The sequence below is a fragment of the Streptomyces sp. NPDC048255 genome (assembly GCF_040652415.1).
In the GTDB taxonomy this organism is placed as follows: domain Bacteria; phylum Actinomycetota; class Actinomycetes; order Streptomycetales; family Streptomycetaceae; genus Streptomyces.
In genome coordinates this window covers 30,684-48,508 of sequence record NZ_JBEZMA010000015.1, presented here as the reverse complement: position 1 = coordinate 48,508, position 17,825 = coordinate 30,684, and the positions used below count along the sequence as shown (strand labels likewise).

Genomic DNA, 17,825 nt, shown 5'->3' with positions numbered 1-17,825 from the left:
TACGTGCCGGTGCGGTGGTGCGGGGGTGGATGTGCGGGGGGGGCCGGACGTGCGCGGGCGATCGGGGCGGGGGCGATCGGCGGCGGTCGGCCTCAGTGCGCGGCCACGGGGTGGTCTCCGAGGTGCTGGGCGGAGGCGGAGGCGGCGCGTTCGTCGGCCGTCGGGGAGAGCGCGACGAACGCGGAAGTGATGAACAGGTAGGAACCGAGCCCGACGGCGAGCGGGAAGATGAACTGCATGGCCGTGGCGCCGGGCAGGGCGCTGTCCGAGGGGCTCACGTTGACGGCGACGGCCATCATCCCGGTGTAGTGCATGCTGCTGACCGCGGCGCCCATGACGAGGGAGGCGACGGCGACGGCCACCGGCGACTTGATGTTCAGCGCGGCCCACAGGGCGGCGGTGGCGGCCACGACGGCGATGGCCACGGAGAGTCCGACGGCGAGCGGCTCGTAGGAGATGTCACCGTGCAGCCGCAGGGCCGCCATGCCCAGGTAGTGCATGCTGGCGACGCCGAGGCCGGTGGTGAGGCCGCCGAGTACGAGGGACCGGCCGCGGTCCTTGCCGTAGCCGACGGCGAAGACCCCGGCGCCGACGACCAGCATGGCGACGAGCAGGCTGAGGATGGTCAGCGGCACGTTGTAGTGGATCTCGGTGCCGGTGACGTCGAAGCCGAGCATCGCGACGAAGTGCATCGTCCAGATGCCGGTCCCGATGGCGGAGGCCGCGGTGAGGAGCCAGTTGCGGCGGGAGGATCCGGTCGCGGCGAGCGCGCGGACGGTGCAGCGCAGCCCGAGGGCGGCGCCGATCGATGCCATCACGTATGACAGCGCGGGTGTCAGCCAGCCATAGGCGGCGTGGTCCAGGTGTCCCATGGCCACGGGACGCTAGTCCGGGTGAGGGCGCGAACAAGGGGCGCATTTCGAAAGCCGCTGGAACTGCTGGAATATGACAGAGATACGTTCATCTCCGATCACACGACGTACCACCTTGCGCACGGTGCGCACGCGCGCTGGCGCACGCCCGTGGGGGATCATGGGCGCATGAGCGAAGACCACACACACGTGCAGGAGTTCTTCGGGGCGCGCGCCGCCGCCTGGGACCGCAAGTTCCCCGAGGACGGGCCCGCCTTCGCGACGGCCGTGGCCGAGTTCGGGCTGCGCCCCGGAGACCGCGTGCTCGACGCGGGCTGCGGCACCGGGCGGGCACTGACCGCGCTGCGCGCCGCCGTCGGGCCCTCCGGGCTCGTGCTCGGCGCCGATCTCACCCCGCAGATGCTGGCCGCGGCGCAGCGGGCCGGGCGCGCCGCCGAGGGCGCGCTGCTGCTCACGGACGTGGCCCGGCTCCCGCTGCGCGACGGGGTGCTCGACGCGGTGTTCGCCGCGGGGCTCATCGCCCACCTGCCCGATCCGGGGGCGAACCTGCGCGAACTGGCGCGGGTGGTCCGCCCAGGCGGCCGGCTCGCACTCTTTCACCCGATCGGGCGAGCGGCCCTCGCCGCACGCCACGGCCGCGAGTTGACGCCGCAGGACCTGCGGGCCGAGCACAACCTCGGCCCGCTGCTGTCCGGTTCGGGCTGGGACATGACCTCGTACGCCGACGAGGACGCCCGCTTCCTCGTACTGGCGGTACGTCAGCCCTGACCTAGGGGGTGTCCGGGCGCGTCACATCGGGGGCTGGGCGTCGGCGCCGGCGGGGCGGCGGGGGTGCGGGACGGGGCAGCCGCCCGCGCCGGGCACCGGGAAGGTGCCGAGCTCGCCCACGTCGTAGCCGCCTGGGTAGCTCTTGATCTCCGGGTTCTGGCGCGCGTAGTGCGGGTGCTTGCGCGGCGGCAGCAGCCGTACCGCGCGCCCGCGCAGCCGCAGGGCGCCCCGGACCAGCCGCCGGACCCGGGGAGCGGGGCGGTCGAAGCGGAAGGCGTCCAGCAGGGGCTCGTCGAGCAGGGCGAGGCTCGCGCCGCGCACGGCGGGGGCGAGCGGCGCCGGGTACCAGGAGGCCATCAGGTCGAGGGTGGAGTCCGCGACCTCGCGCGCTCCCTCGTCCCAGCCGAAATGGGCTTCTTCGTAGGCGTTCAGGGTGGTTTCGAACTCCTCGAAGGAGGCCGGAATGTCCGTGATGCCCATGTGGCGGCCGAGGGTGGCGTAGTAGTTCGCCGTGGCCCGGCGCTCGTGGTGGGTCAACGGGCGCCAGCCGTACGCGTCGAGCCAGCGGGCCGGAATCACCACGAAGGTGCACAGGACGTACCGCATGTCCTCGTTGGAGATGTCGTAGCTGCGGTGCATCTGGTTGACGCGGCGGATGGCGGTGCGCGCGGTCTCGCTCTCGAAGCCGTGCTCCACCACCGCGTCGAGCAGCAGCGCCGTGTCGTCGTAGCGCTTCTGGGTCCGGCCGGTGAACTCCGCGGTCTCGGCCAGCAGGCTGCCGATGGCGGGCACGGCGTAGGTGCGGAACAGGGCGAGTTCCAGGGCCCGGGTGAAGTCCCAGGGGAACTCGTACGTGGCGGTGAGCCGGTAGATGGCGAGGAAATCCTTGTCGGGATCGAGCCGGAGGATCTCCCTCAGCCGGTCGTAACGCTGCACCGGGTGTCCCTTTCTGTGGCGGGTCCCCAACTCTACGTGCAGGTAGCGGGCTTGGAAATCGTCACCCTCGGGCTCTCGACGGGCGGGTTACCCGCTGGTTAGGGTGCGCCGACGAGAGAGCTACCGGGAGGCCACGTGTCCGACGACGAGGGGGGCGGCTCGCTGTACGTGCTGACCGCCGTACTGCTGACCCCCGCGCAGTTCCCGGGCATCCTGGGTGACGACTACCCCGAGGCCTGCTCGCTCCTCGGCGTTGGGCCGGCCCGGGAGGGGTACGGGCTGGTGCTGGGCCAGGACGAGGAGGGTGCGCGCTGGACGGTCGTCGTGGACGACGTCTCGCTCGTGGCCACCGCGATCGCCTCCTGGGACTGCGGGATGGACTACGAGCTGTCCCCCGACGAGCGGACGATCGTGGCCTCGCTGGCGGGCTGGCCGCTCGAACTGACGGTGGCAGCCCCCGGGATCCCGGAACCGCACGATCCGGAGCAGGGCGCGGACGGTACGGGTCGCGTGCCGCTGGCTCCGCCCTCGGCCGAGGCCTGGGGTCCGGTACAGCGGCGCATGGGTGCCGACCAGATCGCCCGGGAGTGGGCCGACTGGCGCGAGCGGGTGGCGACGGACGGCGGGGCGGCGGCCGCCGCGCATCCCGGGCTCGCCCGGGCACTCGACGAGGCCCTGGAGTACACCCGGACCCCGCCGCCGCCCGGGCGGGTGCGGTCCTCCTTCGCGGGCGAGGGGGCGCGGACACTGCGGGCCGACGGCCCGGGCTGGTCATTGGTGGGCCGTACCGACGGACCCGCCTTCGTCCTGCTGGACGAGGAGCCGAGCGAGGTGCTCCAGGTCCCGCACGACGGGGATCCGGAGCCGGCGCAGCTGCTGGCGGCGCTGGACCGCGTCGCCGTACGCCCGGCCTGAACCGTACGCGGACACACGGGCGCGAGCAGGCACGCGGATACGCGGATACGCGGATACGCGGATACGCGGATACGCGGATACGCGGATACGCGGATACGCGGATACGCGGATACGCGGATCTACCGATACACGGACACAAAGGGGAGCGTGGGCAGTGGAGTTCGAGCCGGTCGGCATGGTCGTGGGCGGCCGCACTGAGGTGGTCGACGACGACTGGGGGCGGGAGACGGCGGTGATCCGCCTGGACGGCCTCCGGTTCGGGCCCGAGGCACTGTACGGGCTGGAGGACTTCTCGCACGTCGAGGTGGTCTACCACTTCGACCGGGTGCCCGTGGAGAAGATCGAGACGGGCGCGCGGCACCCCCGGGGGAACCCTGACTGGCCGCTGGTCGGCATCTTCGCCCAGCGAGGGAAGAACCGGCCGAACCGGCTGGGCGTCTCGCGGTGCCGGGTGGTGCGGGTGGACGGCCTGGACGTCCACGTGGAGGGGCTCGACGCGGTGGACGGCACGCCCGTGCTCGATCTCAAGCCGTACATGGCCGAGTTCGGACCGCGCGGCGAGCTGCGTCAGCCCGAGTGGGCGACGGCCCTGATGCGCGACTACTACGCACCGAGCACGTCGAGCGGATCGAGTCATGACCGGAAATCGCTCTAGATCCCCTTCATCCGGAATGATCGAATCGGCGGCGTAATGCGACACAAAGTACGCACAACCCCTTGATTCGCCTTCAAGATGGAGGTCACCCCATGAATTCGATGTCCTACCTGGATGTGCACCGGAAGTTTTCCGAGGAAATCGACATGGAGGTGGCTGCCGCCCTCTCGCAGCTGGGCACGTCCTCCCGGACGACCAGGAACGCGGTCGCCGCACTCCTGCGGCACCGGCAGCTGAAACATCCCCTGACGGTGCTCCCACTGCTCGTCCACGCGGCCGAGACCGGAAACCCAAGACCGGCTCTGCCACTGTCCGCCATACATCTGCTGTGGTGGACGTCGGCGTGCTACATGGACGACCTGGCCGACGGACACAGCACGGAGATACCCGGTGAGCTCAGCGAGAACGAGGCCTTACTCTCGTCCGTCGTCACCGGCAACACGCTGCCGATCCAGATCATCCAGTCGCAGCGGATACCCGAGTCGGTACGCGGCGCCCTGACCACCGAGCTCGCGAACAGCTGGACCATCGCCGCCGACGGCCAGATGGAGGACATGCGCGGAGACATCGGCAGCGCGACGCGAAAATCGGTGGTCGAGACCTATCGCGGCAAATCCGGGGCACCCTTCGGGATGATAACGGCCATGGCCGCGATACTTTCCGGGGCGCCGGACGAGCGAATCGCGCTGTGGCGTGAGTTCGGCTATGTCTTCGGCATCCTGTGGCAGTTGTTCAACGATCAGGAGGACATCCTCTCCGGTCGCAACGAGGACCTGCTGAACGGGACCGTGACCTATCTCCTCGCCTGCGCCGCCGAGGACGCGCCGCTCCCGGCCCGCGCACACATCCTGAGTCTGTGCGCCGCCGCGGGAGGCTCCCGTGCGGCGAGGGCCGAACTGGCCGAGATCCTGCGGGGCCCGGCCCTCCTGCGCCGGTACCGCGAGGACATCGACGGCTTCCGCGACGAGGCGCACCGCATCCTGTGCCGGCTGGGCGGCGACGCGACCCATCTGCGGGTACTGCAGCACCTCGTGGACCACGCGGCCCAGATGCTCTTGCAGGCGGAGCTGGTCCCCGTCGGTGCGGCCTCGGGCACGTACTGACCCCAGGGGGCGCCTCGCCGCACCAGCCGGGGGACCCCGGACCCACACGGGCCGGGGTCCGCCGCCGTGCGTCAGACCCGGTCGAGCGGGGTGTGCGGGGCGGGAGGCAGCGTCACCGTGATCGAGTCGCCGGGGCGGATCGTACCGCCCTGCCGGACCACGCCCATGATGCCCGCCTTGCGGACCAGGCGCCCCAGCTCGTCCCGGCTCACGACCTCCTTGAGCAGCCCGTGCTGGAAGGCGTCGATCTGGAGGCACGGGTTGCGCAGCCCGGTCACCTCCACCACCGCCTCCTCGCCGAACCGCAGCAGGGCGCCGGTGGGCAGGCCGAGGAGGTCTATGCCCTCGGTGGTCACGTTCTCCCCGAGCTGGCCGGGCTCCACGCTGAAGCCGGAGCCCGCCACCTCGTCGAACAGCTCCCGGTGGATCAGGTGCACCTGCCGCAGGTTCGGCTGCGTCGGATCCTGCGCCACCCGGGAACGGTGCTTGACCGTCACCCCGCAGTGCACGTCCCCCTCGACACCGAGCCCCGCGAGCAGCGTGATGCTCTCGCGCGTGGGCTTGGTGAACGAGTACACGCCGTTGCTGCTGACCGCAGCCACCTGGGCCATCTGTGCCGTACTCATGAACGTCCCCCCTGCCGCCGTCAGCGGCCGATCTGCTTCCTGGACACACCCCGCAGTCGACGGCGCTGGGAGGAGTCCAGCAGCAGGTAGGCAGCCGCGGGCACTCCGATCAGGACCAGCAACCCCGCCCAGAACCCGACCGTCCAGAACAACACGATGGCTGCCACGACCCCGGCAACCGCGACCTTTCCGCTGGTGGACATCTGCGGACACCTCCTCCTGATCGTCGACTACTACTCCCTCAACGCGCCGCCGCATCCGCGCGTTCCCGAGCTCAGGGACGGCGTGCGCAGTGACCGGTTCCGAAGTGACTGGTTTCACGGCCCAGCTCCAGCCGCCGGACGGTCGCCGTGGGTTACTCTCGGCCGCCCGTACCCAGTGGTCAAATTTGAGGAATACGTGCTGACCGAGATCTCCGGCCTCGTCCACTGCTCCACCGTCTTCCTTCCCTCCGACCCCGCCCGCGGCGGCCGGATCGCCTTCTGGCCGACGACCGACACCCTGACCCACCCCGCCCCCGCTCGCAGCACCGCCCTTGGCACCGTCGAAGAGATCACCGTCGTCACCCCCGACCTGCGCCGGGCCACCGTGACCGCGCTCGTGCTCGCCGTCGACGAGGCCTTGCCGCTGCTCACGCGCGTCAGGGCCCACGCCGCCGGGACCGAAGGCGCGGATGCGGGACCGGACGCGAGAACGGACGCGCAAGCGGAAGCCGAAGCAGGAACAGGAACAGGAACAACAGCAACAGGAGGAGGAGCGGACCGTTCCGCCGCCTTCTGGGGAACCGCCGCGCTCCTCGCCCTGCGCTTCGCCGCCCGCGGACAACTCCTGCCCGGCCTGAGCCCCGCCGGCCACGACGCCTGGCGGATCGGACCGCTCGACGCCGCCGACCTGGCCGAGGTCCGGGAACTGGCGGCCGCGATGCCGCCCGCAGCCCACTGCGTGCCCCTGGACCAGCCCGGCCCGCCCCGGCTGCCCGCCCCCGAGCCCCTGCTGCGCGCCTTCCTCGACGCCGTCGCCGACACCCTGCCCCGCTCCCCCGCCGCCCCCGCCGCCGCCGGCGGGCCCGCCTACGCCGCCCGCCCGCCCCGGCTCCACCCCGAGCTGCGCGACTGGGCCGAGGAGGTGGCCGCCGGACACGACGCCGGCGTACGGATCTCCCTGCGGATCGAGCTCGACCGCGCGCCCGAAGCCGCCCCCGCCTTCCGGGCCGTCCTCCAGATGCACAGCCCCGCCGACGCCGGCCCGGTCGCCGACGCCGTGGACGTCTGGGCCGGATCCGGAGCCGCCGCGGCCGCCTTCGGGCCCCGGGCCCGGATGGGCGCCCTGCGGGCCCTGCGCCGCGCCGCCCGGCTCTGGCCGCCGCTCGCCCCGCTGCTCGGCGCGGCGGTCCCCGACTCCGTCGAACTCGCCGACGAAGAGGTCTCGGAGCTGCTCGGGGAGGCCGCCGTCGCCCTGGCCGCCGACGGGGTACAGGTGCACTGGCCGCGCGAGTTCGCCCGTACCCTCAGCACCCGCGCCGTCGTGCGCTCCCCCGGCTCCCGCCTCCCCGACTCCGGCCCGTCCGGCCTGCTCTCGCCCGGCGCCCTGCTCTCCTTCAGCTGGCGCTACGCCCTCGGCGGCCAGGACGACCTCACCCGCGCCGAGCTGGACCACCTCGCCGAGGCCGGCCGCCCCCTGGTCCGGCTGCGCGACCAGTGGGTCCTGATCGACCCGGCCGAGGTCCGCCGGGCCCGCGCGCGACAGGACCGCGAGGTCCCGGCCGTCGACGCGCTGGCCGCCGTACTCACCGGGTCGGCGGAGATCGACGGCAAGCGGGTCGATGTGGAGGCCACCGGTCCGCTGGAGCGGCTGCGGGCGCTGCTCGCCTCCGGTCCGGAGCAGGCCGACGGGCCCGGGGCCCCGCCGGGACTCCGGGCCGACCTGCGCGGATACCAGCTGCGCGGCATGCGCTGGCTGGCCCGGATGACCTCGCTCGGCCTCGGCGCCTGCCTCGCCGACGACATGGGCCTCGGCAAGACCGTCACGCTCATCGCGCTCCACCTCCACCGCGCCCAGGACCCCGCCACCGCCGGACCCACGCTGGTGGTGTGCCCCGCCTCGCTGCTGGGCAACTGGCAGCAGGAGATCGAGAAGTTCGCGCCCGGTACTCCCGTACGCCGGTTCCACGGCGCCGGCCGCAGCCTCGCGGGCCTCACCGGCGGCTTCGTCCTCACCACGTACGGCACGATGCGCCTGGACGCGCCCGCACTCGCCGCCGCCCGCTGGGGCATGGTCGTCGCCGACGAGGCCCAGCACGTCAAGAACCCGCACTCCTCCACCGCGAAGGCCCTGCGCACCGTCCCGGCCGCGGCGCGCGTGGCCCTCACCGGCACCCCCGTCGAGAACAACCTCTCCGAGCTCTGGGCCGTCCTCGACTGGACCACGCCCGGGCTGCTCGGCCGTCTCGGCACCTTCCGCACCCGTTACGCGGAACCCGTCGAGAGCGGCCGCGACCCGCAGGCCGCGGCCCGGCTGGCGGCGCTCGTCCGGCCGTTCCTCCTCCGCCGCAAGAAGTCCGACCCGGGCATCGCGCCCGAGCTGCCGCCCAAGACCGAGACCGACCACACCGTCACGCTGAGCCGTGAGCAGGCCGGGCTGTACGAGGCCGTCGTACGCGAGACCCTCGCCGCGATCTCGGAGGCCGGCGGCATGGAGCGGCGCGGCCTGGTGGTCAAGCTGCTGACCTCCCTCAAGCAGATCTGCAACCACCCCGCGCAGTTCCTCAAGGAGTCCGGTGCGCGCGACCCGGGCGCCGGCCCCCGCTCCGGCAAGCTGGAACTGCTGGACGAGCTGCTCGACACGATCCTCGCCGAGGGCGGCTCCGTCCTCGTCTTCACCCAGTACGTGGCGATGGCCAGGATCCTGGAGAAGCACCTCGCCGCACGCGGGATCCCCTCCCAACTGCTGCACGGCGGGACCCCGGTCCCGCGCCGCGAGGAGCTCGTGGCGGGCTTCCAGGCCGGCCGGGTGCCCGTCTTCCTGCTGTCCCTGAAGGCCGCGGGCACGGGGCTGAACCTCACCCGGGCCGGCCACGTCGTCCACTACGACCGCTGGTGGAACCCCGCCGTGGAGGAGCAGGCCACCGACCGGGCCTATCGGATCGGGCAGACCCAGCCCGTCCAGGTCCACCGCCTGATCGCCGAGGGCACGGTCGAGGAGCGCATCGCCCGGCTGCTGGAACGCAAGCGGGCGCTCGCCGACGCCGTCCTGGCGGGCGGCGAGGCCGCGTTGACCGAACTGACCGATGCCGAGCTGGCGGAGCTCGTGGCGCTGCGCCCGACCCTGGGGAGTGACGGATGAGCAACGGCGAGCACCGGCAGGAGAGGACCTTCCCCGCGCTCCCGCCCGCCCCCGGACGCGGTTTCGCGAGCACCTGGTGGGGCCACGCCTGGCTGCGTGCGCTGGAGGACAGCGCGCTCGACGGGGAGCAGGTCAGGCAGGGCCGCCGGTACGCGCGCGCGGGCGCGGTGGGCGCCGTGTCGGTGCGTCCTGGCGGGCTCACCGCGGTGGTGCGCGACCGGGACGGCACGGCGCACCGTACGGACGTGCTGGTGCAGGAGTTCACGGAGGCCCAGTGGGACCGGCTGCTGGGGCTGGCGGCCGCGGAGTCCGGGTACATCGCGGCGCTGCTGGACCGGGAGGTGCCGCCGGAACTGGCCGAGGACGCGGCGGCGGCCGGGGTGGAGCTGCTGCCGGGCATCGGCGACCTGGACCCGCGCTGCGACTGCGGCGAGTGGGACCACTGTCCGCACACCGCCGCGCTCTGCTACCAGGTGGCTCGGCTGCTGGACCAGGACGCCTTCGTGCTGCTGCTCCTGCGCGGGCGGGGCGAGCGGGAACTGGTGGACGAGCTGGAGGAGCGCAGTACGGCGGAAGCCTCCGCTCCGCAGGAGGCCGCACCGGAGGGGGTCGCGGCGGCGGAGGTGTACGCGGCGTGGGAGGCGACGGCGACGCGCCCGGCGCAGCCCCGGTTGCCCGCGCTGCCGGACGCGCCCGGCCAGCCGCCGGCGCTGGACACCGAGGCCGAGCCGGAACTGGACGTGGACGCGGTGGAGTTCCTGGCGCAGGCGGCCGCGGCCGAGGCGTACCGGCTGCTCGCCCGGGCCCTGGCTCCGGGCCACGCCGAGCGCACCCTTCCGCCCCCGCCCACTGCTGCCGAGGACGCCGTACGGCTCACGGCGGAGGCCGAGGACTTCCGGGTCCGCTCCCGCCTGGCGGCGGCTACCGGAAGGAACCGGGCCGAGATGGAACTGGCCGTACTGGCCTGGGGCTTCGGCGGGACCGGGGCCCTCGCGGCGCTGGAGGACGACTGGACTCCGGACCGGGCCACACTGGCCGTTGCCCGGGCGGCGCTCGCCGCGGCCTGGGCGGACGGGGCCTCGCCGGAGCTCCGCCGGGTCCGCGCCCGCTGGACGGAGGCGGGCGCCGACCGCCAGCTCCGGCTCGGCCGGGAGGGGCGCTGGTGGCCGTACCGCCGCGAGGCCGGCCGGTGGATCCCGGCGGGCCCGTCGGCCCCGGACCCGGCGTCGGCGCTGACCGCGCTGGACCCGGTGTAGGGCGTCTCCTCCGGATCCCGCCGGGCCGGCGGCTGCGGGTGCCCGACTCCATCCCGCCGGGCCCGCGCTGCGGGCGGCCGCCGCCGCTTCGGCGCCACTCCCCGGCCCGCGGCCGCGTGCGGCCGGGGGCGCCGGTCGGCGTACCCAGCGGCAGACCCGTCGGCGTACCGGCCACGGCGCTGGCCGACGCACGGCTTGTCGGGGCCCCGGACCGGGACGACGATGGGGGCGCCGTGCGCGACCTGGGCAGCGCGGCACCACGGGAGGGCGACATGGACGATCCTGCGGTGGCGCTGCCGGGCGGCGCGGATCCCGCCGCGCGCACGCGCGAACTGCGCCGGGCCCACGCCGTGTTCACCCGGGACGGGCGGGTCGAGTCCCCTGTCCGGGCGGTCATCGCGAGGTCCTGGCGGCGGTGCGCCCGGGCCAGGGTCAGCCCGGAGTGCGCCCCGCGGGTGGAGCTGGCGGAGGCGCAGCTGCGGGGGTACCGGGAGGAGCACCCGCTGGCCCGGGTGATGCCGCTGTTCCGGGACCTCGTCGGGGCCTTCGCCGCGCAGGGGGCGCACCTGTTGGCGGTGTGCGACGCGCGGGGCAGCCTGCTCTGGGTGGAGGGCGAACCGGGCACGCTGCGGCGGGCGGAGCGGCTCGGCTTCGTGCCGGGGGCGCACTGGGCGGAGACGGCGATGGGCACCAACGCGCCCGGCACGGCGGTCGCGGTGGGCGAACCCGTGCAGGTCTTCGGAGCCGAGCACTTCAGCCGCCGGGTGCACCCGTGGACCTGTGCGGCGGCGCCGGTGCGCGATCCCCGGACGGGGCGGCTGCTGGGCGCGGTGGACATCACCGGCGGCGACGGCCTCGCCCACCCGCACTCCCTGGCCTTCGTCCAGGCGGTGGCCCGGGCGGCGGAAGCCCAGCTGGCCCTGCTCGACCCGGCCCCCGGCCCGGTCCCGGCCCCGGTCCCGGCCCCCGCCCCCGCCCCGCCGACCGCGCCGCCGGCGTCCGCGACGGCGCCGCGGGACACGCTCGCCGCCCTCGGCCAGGACGAGGCACTGCTGGTCGGCGGCGGCCGGGTGACCCGGCTGGGCCGGCGGCACAGCGAGATCATGGCGCTGCTCGCGCACCATCCGCAGGGATTGTCGGGCGAGGAGCTCGCGATCGACCTGTACGAGGACGAGTCGGTGTCACCGGTCACCCTGCGCGCCGAAGTGTCACGGCTGCGCGGGCTGTTGGGTCCCCGGGCTCCGCTCTCGCGCCCGTACCGTACGGCCGGTCCGCTGGAGGCGGACTTCACCGTCCTCACCCGGCAACTGGCTTCGGGCGCCGTCTCCGCGGCCCTCGCCCACTACCCGGGCCCGCTGCTGCCCGGCTCCACCGCGCCCGGCATCGTCCGGCTGCGCCAACGGATCGAGGACCAGGCGCGGGCGGCCGTGATCGCCCGGGCGGACGCCGGGCTGCTGACCGACTGGGTGTGCAGCCCGTGGGGCGCGGACGACCCGGAGGCGTGGAGCGCCCTGGCGGCGGCGCTGCCGCAGGAGGCCCGCTCGGCCGCGCTGGCCCGCGTACACGCCCTGGACCGCGAACTGGGCGCCCCGCGAGGCGACTCGGCGCGGCGGCCGGGCGCCCCGCGGCGGCGTGCAACGTATCCGCAACCTGTCCGCTCCTAACCTCCTGCCGAGCGCCGTCCGGCAGTGGCCGGCGCCCGGCAAGGGGAGGACACCATGGCCCGTTACGCTGCGCCCGGTACCGAGGGGGCGCTCATGTCGTACGCGTCCCGCTACGACCACTTCATCGGCGGCGAGTACGCCCCGCCCGCCCGCGGCCAGTACTTTGCCAACCCTTCCCCGGTCAACGGCCAGACCTTCACCGAGGTCGCGCGCGGCAGCGCCGAGGACGTCGAGAGGGCCCTGGACGCGGCCCACGCCGCCGCCCCCGCCTGGGGCCGGACCTCCGTCGCCGAGCGGTCGGGCATCCTGCTGCGCATCGCGGACCGGATGGAGCAGAACCTGGAGGCCCTCGCGGTCGCGGAGACCTGGGAGAACGGCAAGCCGGTACGGGAGACCCTGGCGGCGGACCTGCCGCTGGCCATCGACCAGTTCCGCTACTTCGCGGGCGCGCTGCGCGCCCAGGAGGGTGCGCTCAGCCAGATCGACGACGACACCGTCGCCTACCACTTCCACGAACCGCTGGGCGTGGTCGGCCAGATCATCCCGTGGAACTTCCCGATCCTGATGGCGGTGTGGAAGCTGGCCCCCGCGCTGGCGGCCGGGAACACGGTCGTCCTGAAGCCGGCCGAGCAGACCCCGGCCTCGGTGCACTACTGGATGAGCCTGGTGGCCGACCTGCTGCCGCCGGGCGTGGTGAACATCGTCAACGGCTTCGGGGAGGAGGCCGGCAAGCCGCTGGCCTCCAGCCCGCGCGTGGCGAAGATCGCCTTCACCGGGGAGACCGCCACGGGCCGCCTGATCATGCAGTACGCGGCCGAGCACCTGAAGCCGGTCACCCTGGAACTGGGTGGCAAGAGCCCGAACCTGTTCTTCGACGACATCTGGTCGACCGACGACGACCTGCGTGACAAGGCCCTGGAAGGCTTCACCATGTTCGCCCTCAACCAGGGCGAGGTGTGCACGAGCCCGTCGCGCGCCCTGATCGAGCGGGGCCGCTACGGGGACTTCCTGGACGCGGCGGTGGCGCGCACCGAGCTGATCGTGCCGGGGCATCCGCTGGACACGGACACGATGATCGGCGCCCAGGCCTCCGAGGAGCAGCTGCGCAAGGTCCTGTCGTACGTGGAGATCGGCCAGCGGGAGGGCGCGAAGGTGCTCACGGGCGGCCGTCGCCAGGAGCTCGAGGGCGAACTGGCGGGCGGCTTCTACGTCCAGCCCACCATCTTCGAGGGTGACAACCGCATGCGGATCTTCCAGGAGGAGATCTTCGGCCCGGTGGTGTCCGTGACCGCGTTCGAGGACTTCGAGGACGCGGTCCGCATCGCGAACGACACGGCGTACGGCCTGGGCGCCGGCGTCTGGACCCGCGACATCAACACGGCGTACCGCGCGGGCCGCGCGATCCAGGCGGGCCGCGTCTGGACGAACTGCTACCACGCCTACCCGGCGCACGCCGCCTTCGGCGGCTACAAGCAGTCGGGCATCGGCCGCGAAACCCACAAGATGATGCTGGAGCACTACCAGCAGACCAAGAATCTGCTCGTGTCGTACTCGCCGAAGAAGCTCGGCTTCTTCTAGAGGGACGGCAGGACGCTGATGTTCCTGGACACCGAGGCAGGCGTGGACCAGCGCAAGGCCGTCGAGGCCCGCAAGACGACGGAGCGCCGCATAACCGCCAGGTGCGCAGGGGTCGCTGACACCGCTCGGCACTGCCGGTGAGCGGCAGGCACACCTGGACTCCACCAGAGAGTCCCGCACCCGGTTCTCCGCCGGGACCGGGTGCGGCTCACCTTCGTTCAGTCGCAGCAGTCGCAGCAGCACTTGCACGGGTTGCAGCAGCCACCGCCACCGGAGCAGCCGTCACCCGAGCCACCACCGGAGCCACCGGAGCCACCGGAGCCACGACCGCCGCCCGAACCGCCAGAGAAGCCACCCGAGTTGCCTCCGCCATGGCCGCCGAACCAGCCGTCACCCCCTGAACCATCCCTGCCGGAACCATCCCGGCTCGAACTGCCGTTGCGGTTGCCGTCGCCGAACTGCCAGGGTTCTCCGTCATCGACGTTGCAGCGGCAGCAGTTGAAGCACAACCTGCAATCGGCGCACAACTGGCGCCACTCGCGACACCGCTGACACTGCCCCTCCGGCGGCCGGCCCGACGCCATCGACCCGCCCTCGGGGGCCGCGCCCGCAAGCGCCCCGACGCCGCAGGCCGTGCCGGTACCGGTCCCCGAGGGCGCTTCCGTCGCCGTAGGGCGTTCCAGCCAGGGCAGCACGCGCAGGCCCCGCGCCCGGGGGCGGTGCTGATGGCGACGATGCCCAGGCTCGAAGACGCGATCGACGGCACGCTCCAACTCGCCACCCAGAAGTGCCCGTACCAGCCGTCCGTCGACGAACATGGCGTCGGACAGGGCGAGTCGGATTCCATGGACGGCGTCGTCGCAGAGTCGGCGCACCTCGGCGAGGTCCGCGCCGGTCACGGTGATCGGGTTCCACGCACCTGATGCCTCGTCTGCGGCCAGGTCCTCCACCGCGTCCAGCAGATGCGCCAGCCGACCGAACAGACGGCCGGCTTCCGCCAGCGGTTCGACGTTGCCCGGGCGATCCGTGAGCACCGCGGTGTACGCGAAGGCGGCTGCGGTCGCCGTCTCCGTGGGCTCCGTGACCGTCAGCAGCGAGCCACCGGGGCCGGTGGACCGCTCGACCTCCGGCTGGCGCTCGACCGCCCCGATGAGCACGGCGGTGTCGAAGCCGAGTCGTTCGCCGCCTGCGGCGCCCGCACGGTCCCAGCCGTGGGCGATCCGGCGGGCCGCCAGCGCCACCGGGCGGCGCCCCACCAGGCCGTCGCCGTCGGCCACATGGTCACGTATCTTCGCCGCGGCCAGCACCAGCGACACCGTCGCCGCCAGCCGCGCACCCTCACCCTGCGCCACGTCCGCCGACCGCATCCCGCGCAGCGGGCACGGACCGGCACCCCGCCGCCAGTCCCCGGTACGCTCCGACTGCGCCTCGGTCAGCACCGAGACGATCAGGCCATCGTAGTTCGTGGCCACCCTCGCGAACTGTCCGTACTCGCTGCGCAAAGCGAGGCACAGCCCACACAGATGCGCCATCCACTCGGTACGCAAGCCCTCGCCCAGGCGATGACGGCATGGCCTGATGATTCCGAACACCGAAGTTCTCCCCCGTAGGAACAGCTACCCGGACGCATCCAATCGGACGGATCACGGACGCAAGACTGCACATGAGCCACGGCGGCGTGACGTCAACCGCACGTGACATCAACACGCGGCCGACATCCTAGATGGTTCCTTCCGAGGGGTGTCTGCGGAGACGAGTACGACAGTGTCCGAGGTCGTTGCGCGACGAACAACCAGGACGCCCGCGCAACAGCCTTCCCGAACATCGTCGGCCCCGCGCGTCTGCTGATGCCGACGATGCAGCCCCCGTACCCCCGGTCGATCATCCGGCAGGCAGCCTCCGCCCGCAGTGCGGGGCCGGCGTCGGGCAGGACGCGTCCCTCACCGGCTACCGCCGGTGAGGGACACTCCGTGGGGTTTGATGTACTTCAGTCGATCAGCGTTCTCGGTGGCGTGACCGTCTACTGCATGGAGTGACCGTGCGCCCGGCTGGTCCGTACTAGGGATTCCGGCGGAGAGTAAAGAGGCTGCGATGAGTGAACTGACGAAGCCCGAGATCGAACTTCCCGAGGGTGATGCTCCCCAGGAGCTGACGATCCGCGACCTCGTCGTCGGGGACGGGCCCGAGGCGAAGCCGGGCAGGGTTGTGCGGGTTCACTACGTCGGGGTCACCTTCGAGTCCGGAGTGGAGTTCGACGCCTCCTGGGACCGGGGCCAGCCGTTCAAGTTCGCCGTGGGTGGTGGCAGGGTCATCAAGGGCTGGGACCGGGGACTCAGGGGGATGAAGGTCGGCGGTCGGCGCGAGATCATCGTTCCCCCGCGCCTCGGCTACGGCAACCAGTCCCCCTCGCCGTTGATCCCGGCGGGCTCCACGCTCGTCTTCGTGGTGGACCTGCTCTCCGTGGTCTGAGGAGGGCGTGATTCGCTCCCAGGCCGCCCCGATGACGGGGGCCACGGCTGGGGTGTCAGTCCGCTGAAGTATCCTTCCCGCCACCGCACACCGCCTGGGAGGATCAAGAGAATTGACTGGCCTGTCTGCTTTCCCGCTGCCGTTTCACGCATCCCGTTCCCTGGCATTCGCGACACCCCGAACGCTGCGGGAACTTGAGATGATGCAGTGCAGCTCACACATACGGGCGAAGGCGGGGTGGTTCGACAAGATGAACGATGCCGACATCGTCGCCCGGTGGACGCAGGAAGCGGTCGCCCAGGGCCTCACCGAAGCGCAGGTTCGTTACGTGCTCGCCGAACTCGAGCATTACGCCGCGCTGCGGGACGGACGAAACGGCGTCGAGGTGTCCGCCGTCGACGGGGTATGGCAGTCGGACACACTGGTCGACGACAAGCTCAGATCCCGGCTGCACGAGGCGGTTCAGGTTCTGGAACAGGTGCCCGAAGCAGAACAGGACTGGCATCCCGGATCCGACGGCCAGGTACTGGATCTGGTCCATCCCTCACTGTTCTGCCTGGTGAGAGAGGTGAGCGGGGCGCCCGAGCGGGCCTGGCAGAATCCGACGGACCGTTACTCGAAGTACGAGTTCTCGGAGAAGTTCCAGTGGCTTCCCACGGATGTCGACGTCAGTGACGACGGCGATGTCTCTTTCCGTTCGTACATCAACAACGTCCACCCCGAGACCCACCGCGAACTTGTCTCCGCCCTGGCGGACTTGTTCGCGCGCATGCGCCCGCTGCTGGAGAACGTGCTCACCGATCTGCGCCACCCCCGGCCGCTGCGGATCGAGGCCGATCCTTACGGGTGGTACGACTCGGAGCCGGAGTATCCGAACAAGTCCTCCTACAGCGACGACGAGGCCTACGCGGAAGCCCGACGCGCGTGGGGACAGGCCCACGACGACTGGTGGGAGAACCGCCGCCCGGTCGTCCCGGACGCCCCGGCCTTCACCCCGCCCGAGTTGCCCGATGCATCCGCGCGAGTCGACCTGCGCGGTCGCCGTCTCCAGGTCATCGTCAAGCTCGCCACCATTCACCTCACCCCGGACAAGCCCGAGTACCCCGGTGGTTCCTGGCACGTCGAGGGGATGATGAACGAGCGGATCGTCTCCACCGGCATCTACTACTGGGACAGCGAGAACATCACCGAAAGCCGGCTGAGTTTCCGGGCGGCACTCGACGACCCGAACTACGAACAGAACGACGACGACGGTCTGCGTGAGGTCTACGGCCTGGAGGACGAGGACGCACTGAACCAGATACTGGGATCGGCGTCGACCCCAGCGGGCCGCTGCCTGGCGTTCCCGAACATCCTGCAACACCGCGTCGGCTCGTTCCGCCTCACGGACACCACCCGCCCGGGACATCGCAAGATTCTCGCGTTCTTCCTGGTCGACCCGTCGGAAAGGATCGTCTCGACATCCGACGTACCACCGCAACAACCATGGTCCGACACCTCGACCATGACGCTCGAACAGGCGAAGAACTACCGCGAACAACTCATGCAGGAACGCAAGTTCTTCGTCGACGAACACAACGAGCAGCTCTACGAACGAGAATTTTCCCTCTGCGAGCACTGAACCCGTTCATCCGGAACACG

General features: G+C 72.2%; 15 protein-coding genes. 10 read left to right on the top strand and 5 right to left on the bottom strand.

Annotation, left to right across the window (positions count from 1 at the left end):
• Positions 1-92 precede the first annotated feature (92 nt).
• Complete coding sequence (locus tag AB0D94_RS14990) at positions 93-872, bottom strand: MHYT domain-containing protein (RefSeq protein WP_362051212.1); 780 nt, start codon at positions 870-872, stop codon at positions 93-95.
• 168 nt (positions 873-1,040) lie between these two features.
• On the opposite strand from AB0D94_RS14990, the gene AB0D94_RS14985 reads away from it, so the two are divergent.
• Entirely contained in the window at positions 1,041-1,640 is a 600-nt protein-coding gene (locus tag AB0D94_RS14985; protein WP_362051210.1) for a methyltransferase domain-containing protein, read from the top strand.
• Positions 1,641-1,661: 21 nt separating this feature from the next.
• Here AB0D94_RS14985 and AB0D94_RS14980 read toward each other — a convergent pair whose 3' ends face one another.
• Positions 1,662-2,576 (bottom strand): oxygenase MpaB family protein, encoded by a 915-nt coding sequence (locus AB0D94_RS14980; protein WP_362051208.1) that lies wholly within the window; start codon positions 2,574-2,576, stop codon positions 1,662-1,664.
• Positions 2,577-2,711: 135 nt separating this feature from the next.
• Between AB0D94_RS14980 and AB0D94_RS14975 the strand changes: the two genes are divergently transcribed.
• The 3 genes from AB0D94_RS14975 (at position 2,712) to AB0D94_RS14965 (ending at position 5,249) form a co-directional block, all read left to right on the top strand.
• Complete coding sequence (locus AB0D94_RS14975; RefSeq protein ID WP_362051206.1) at positions 2,712-3,491, top strand: hypothetical protein; 780 nt, start codon at positions 2,712-2,714, stop codon at positions 3,489-3,491.
• Between the two features lie 154 nt (positions 3,492-3,645).
• Entirely contained in the window at positions 3,646-4,146 is a 501-nt protein-coding gene (locus tag AB0D94_RS14970) for an SAM-dependent methyltransferase (protein WP_362051204.1), read from the top strand.
• Between the two features lie 92 nt (positions 4,147-4,238).
• The gene (locus AB0D94_RS14965; protein ID WP_362051202.1) at positions 4,239-5,249 is read left to right on the top strand and encodes a polyprenyl synthetase family protein; all 1,011 of its coding nucleotides are present in this window, start codon (positions 4,239-4,241) and stop codon (positions 5,247-5,249) included.
• A 71-nt stretch (positions 5,250-5,320) separates the two neighbouring features.
• On the opposite strand, the gene AB0D94_RS14960 is transcribed toward AB0D94_RS14965, so the two are convergent.
• The gene (locus tag AB0D94_RS14960; RefSeq protein ID WP_362051200.1) at positions 5,321-5,875 is read right to left on the bottom strand and encodes an MOSC domain-containing protein; all 555 of its coding nucleotides are present in this window, start codon (positions 5,873-5,875) and stop codon (positions 5,321-5,323) included.
• A gap of 20 nt (positions 5,876-5,895) precedes the next feature.
• Positions 5,896-6,078, bottom strand: a complete 183-nt coding sequence (locus AB0D94_RS14955; protein ID WP_362051198.1) for a hypothetical protein — start codon at positions 6,076-6,078, stop codon at positions 5,896-5,898.
• 196 nt (positions 6,079-6,274) lie between these two features.
• On the opposite strand from AB0D94_RS14955, the gene AB0D94_RS14950 reads away from it, so the two are divergent.
• From AB0D94_RS14950 to AB0D94_RS14935, 4 genes are all read left to right on the top strand, one after another.
• Positions 6,275-9,217 carry a DEAD/DEAH box helicase gene (locus AB0D94_RS14950; RefSeq protein ID WP_362051196.1) on the top strand — a complete coding sequence of 981 codons (2,943 nt, stop codon included), beginning with the start codon at positions 6,275-6,277 and terminating at the stop codon, positions 9,215-9,217.
• Positions 9,214-10,473, top strand: coding sequence for an SWF or SNF family helicase (locus AB0D94_RS14945; RefSeq protein WP_362051194.1), 1,260 nt, complete (start codon positions 9,214-9,216; stop codon positions 10,471-10,473). Before AB0D94_RS14950 ends, AB0D94_RS14945 begins: the two co-directional genes overlap by 4 nt.
• Before the next feature lie 272 nt (positions 10,474-10,745).
• A complete protein-coding gene (locus tag AB0D94_RS14940) occupies positions 10,746-12,137 on the top strand; it encodes a GAF domain-containing protein (RefSeq protein ID WP_362051192.1) in 1,392 nt (463 codons plus the stop codon).
• A gap of 54 nt (positions 12,138-12,191) precedes the next feature.
• Positions 12,192-13,715, top strand: coding sequence for an aldehyde dehydrogenase family protein (locus AB0D94_RS14935; protein ID WP_362051189.1), 1,524 nt, complete (start codon positions 12,192-12,194; stop codon positions 13,713-13,715).
• 218 nt (positions 13,716-13,933) lie between these two features.
• Here AB0D94_RS14935 and AB0D94_RS14930 read toward each other — a convergent pair whose 3' ends face one another.
• Complete coding sequence (locus tag AB0D94_RS14930; protein WP_362051187.1) at positions 13,934-15,307, bottom strand: DUF5685 family protein; 1,374 nt, start codon at positions 15,305-15,307, stop codon at positions 13,934-13,936.
• 499 nt (positions 15,308-15,806) lie between these two features.
• Here AB0D94_RS14930 and AB0D94_RS14925 point away from each other — a divergent pair, with 499 nt between their 5' ends.
• The gene (locus AB0D94_RS14925; protein ID WP_362051185.1) at positions 15,807-16,184 is read left to right on the top strand and encodes an FKBP-type peptidyl-prolyl cis-trans isomerase; all 378 of its coding nucleotides are present in this window, start codon (positions 15,807-15,809) and stop codon (positions 16,182-16,184) included.
• Positions 16,185-16,296: 112 nt separating this feature from the next.
• Positions 16,297-17,805, top strand: coding sequence for a DUF4246 domain-containing protein (locus tag AB0D94_RS14920; protein ID WP_362051182.1), 1,509 nt, complete (start codon positions 16,297-16,299; stop codon positions 17,803-17,805).
• Positions 17,806-17,825: the final 20 nt, after the last annotated feature.

What these genes read in the sequence shown, in the direction of transcription:
- AB0D94_RS14990 (WP_362051212.1), bottom strand. Translation starts at nt 872, where the DNA reads ATGGGACACCTGGACCACGCCGCCTATGGCTGGCTGACACCCGCGCTG.
- AB0D94_RS14985 (WP_362051210.1), top strand. Translation starts at nt 1,041, where the DNA reads ATGAGCGAAGACCACACACACGTGCAGGAGTTCTTCGGGGCGCGCGCC.
- AB0D94_RS14965 (WP_362051202.1), top strand. Translation starts at nt 4,239, where the DNA reads ATGAATTCGATGTCCTACCTGGATGTGCACCGGAAGTTTTCCGAGGAA.
- AB0D94_RS14960 (WP_362051200.1), bottom strand. Translation starts at nt 5,875, where the DNA reads ATGAGTACGGCACAGATGGCCCAGGTGGCTGCGGTCAGCAGCAACGGC.
- AB0D94_RS14955 (WP_362051198.1), bottom strand. Translation starts at nt 6,078, where the DNA reads ATGTCCACCAGCGGAAAGGTCGCGGTTGCCGGGGTCGTGGCAGCCATC.
- AB0D94_RS14945 (WP_362051194.1), top strand. Translation starts at nt 9,214, where the DNA reads ATGAGCAACGGCGAGCACCGGCAGGAGAGGACCTTCCCCGCGCTCCCG.
- AB0D94_RS14940 (WP_362051192.1), top strand. Translation starts at nt 10,746, where the DNA reads ATGGACGATCCTGCGGTGGCGCTGCCGGGCGGCGCGGATCCCGCCGCG.
- AB0D94_RS14935 (WP_362051189.1), top strand. Translation starts at nt 12,192, where the DNA reads ATGGCCCGTTACGCTGCGCCCGGTACCGAGGGGGCGCTCATGTCGTAC.
- AB0D94_RS14925 (WP_362051185.1), top strand. Translation starts at nt 15,807, where the DNA reads ATGAGTGAACTGACGAAGCCCGAGATCGAACTTCCCGAGGGTGATGCT.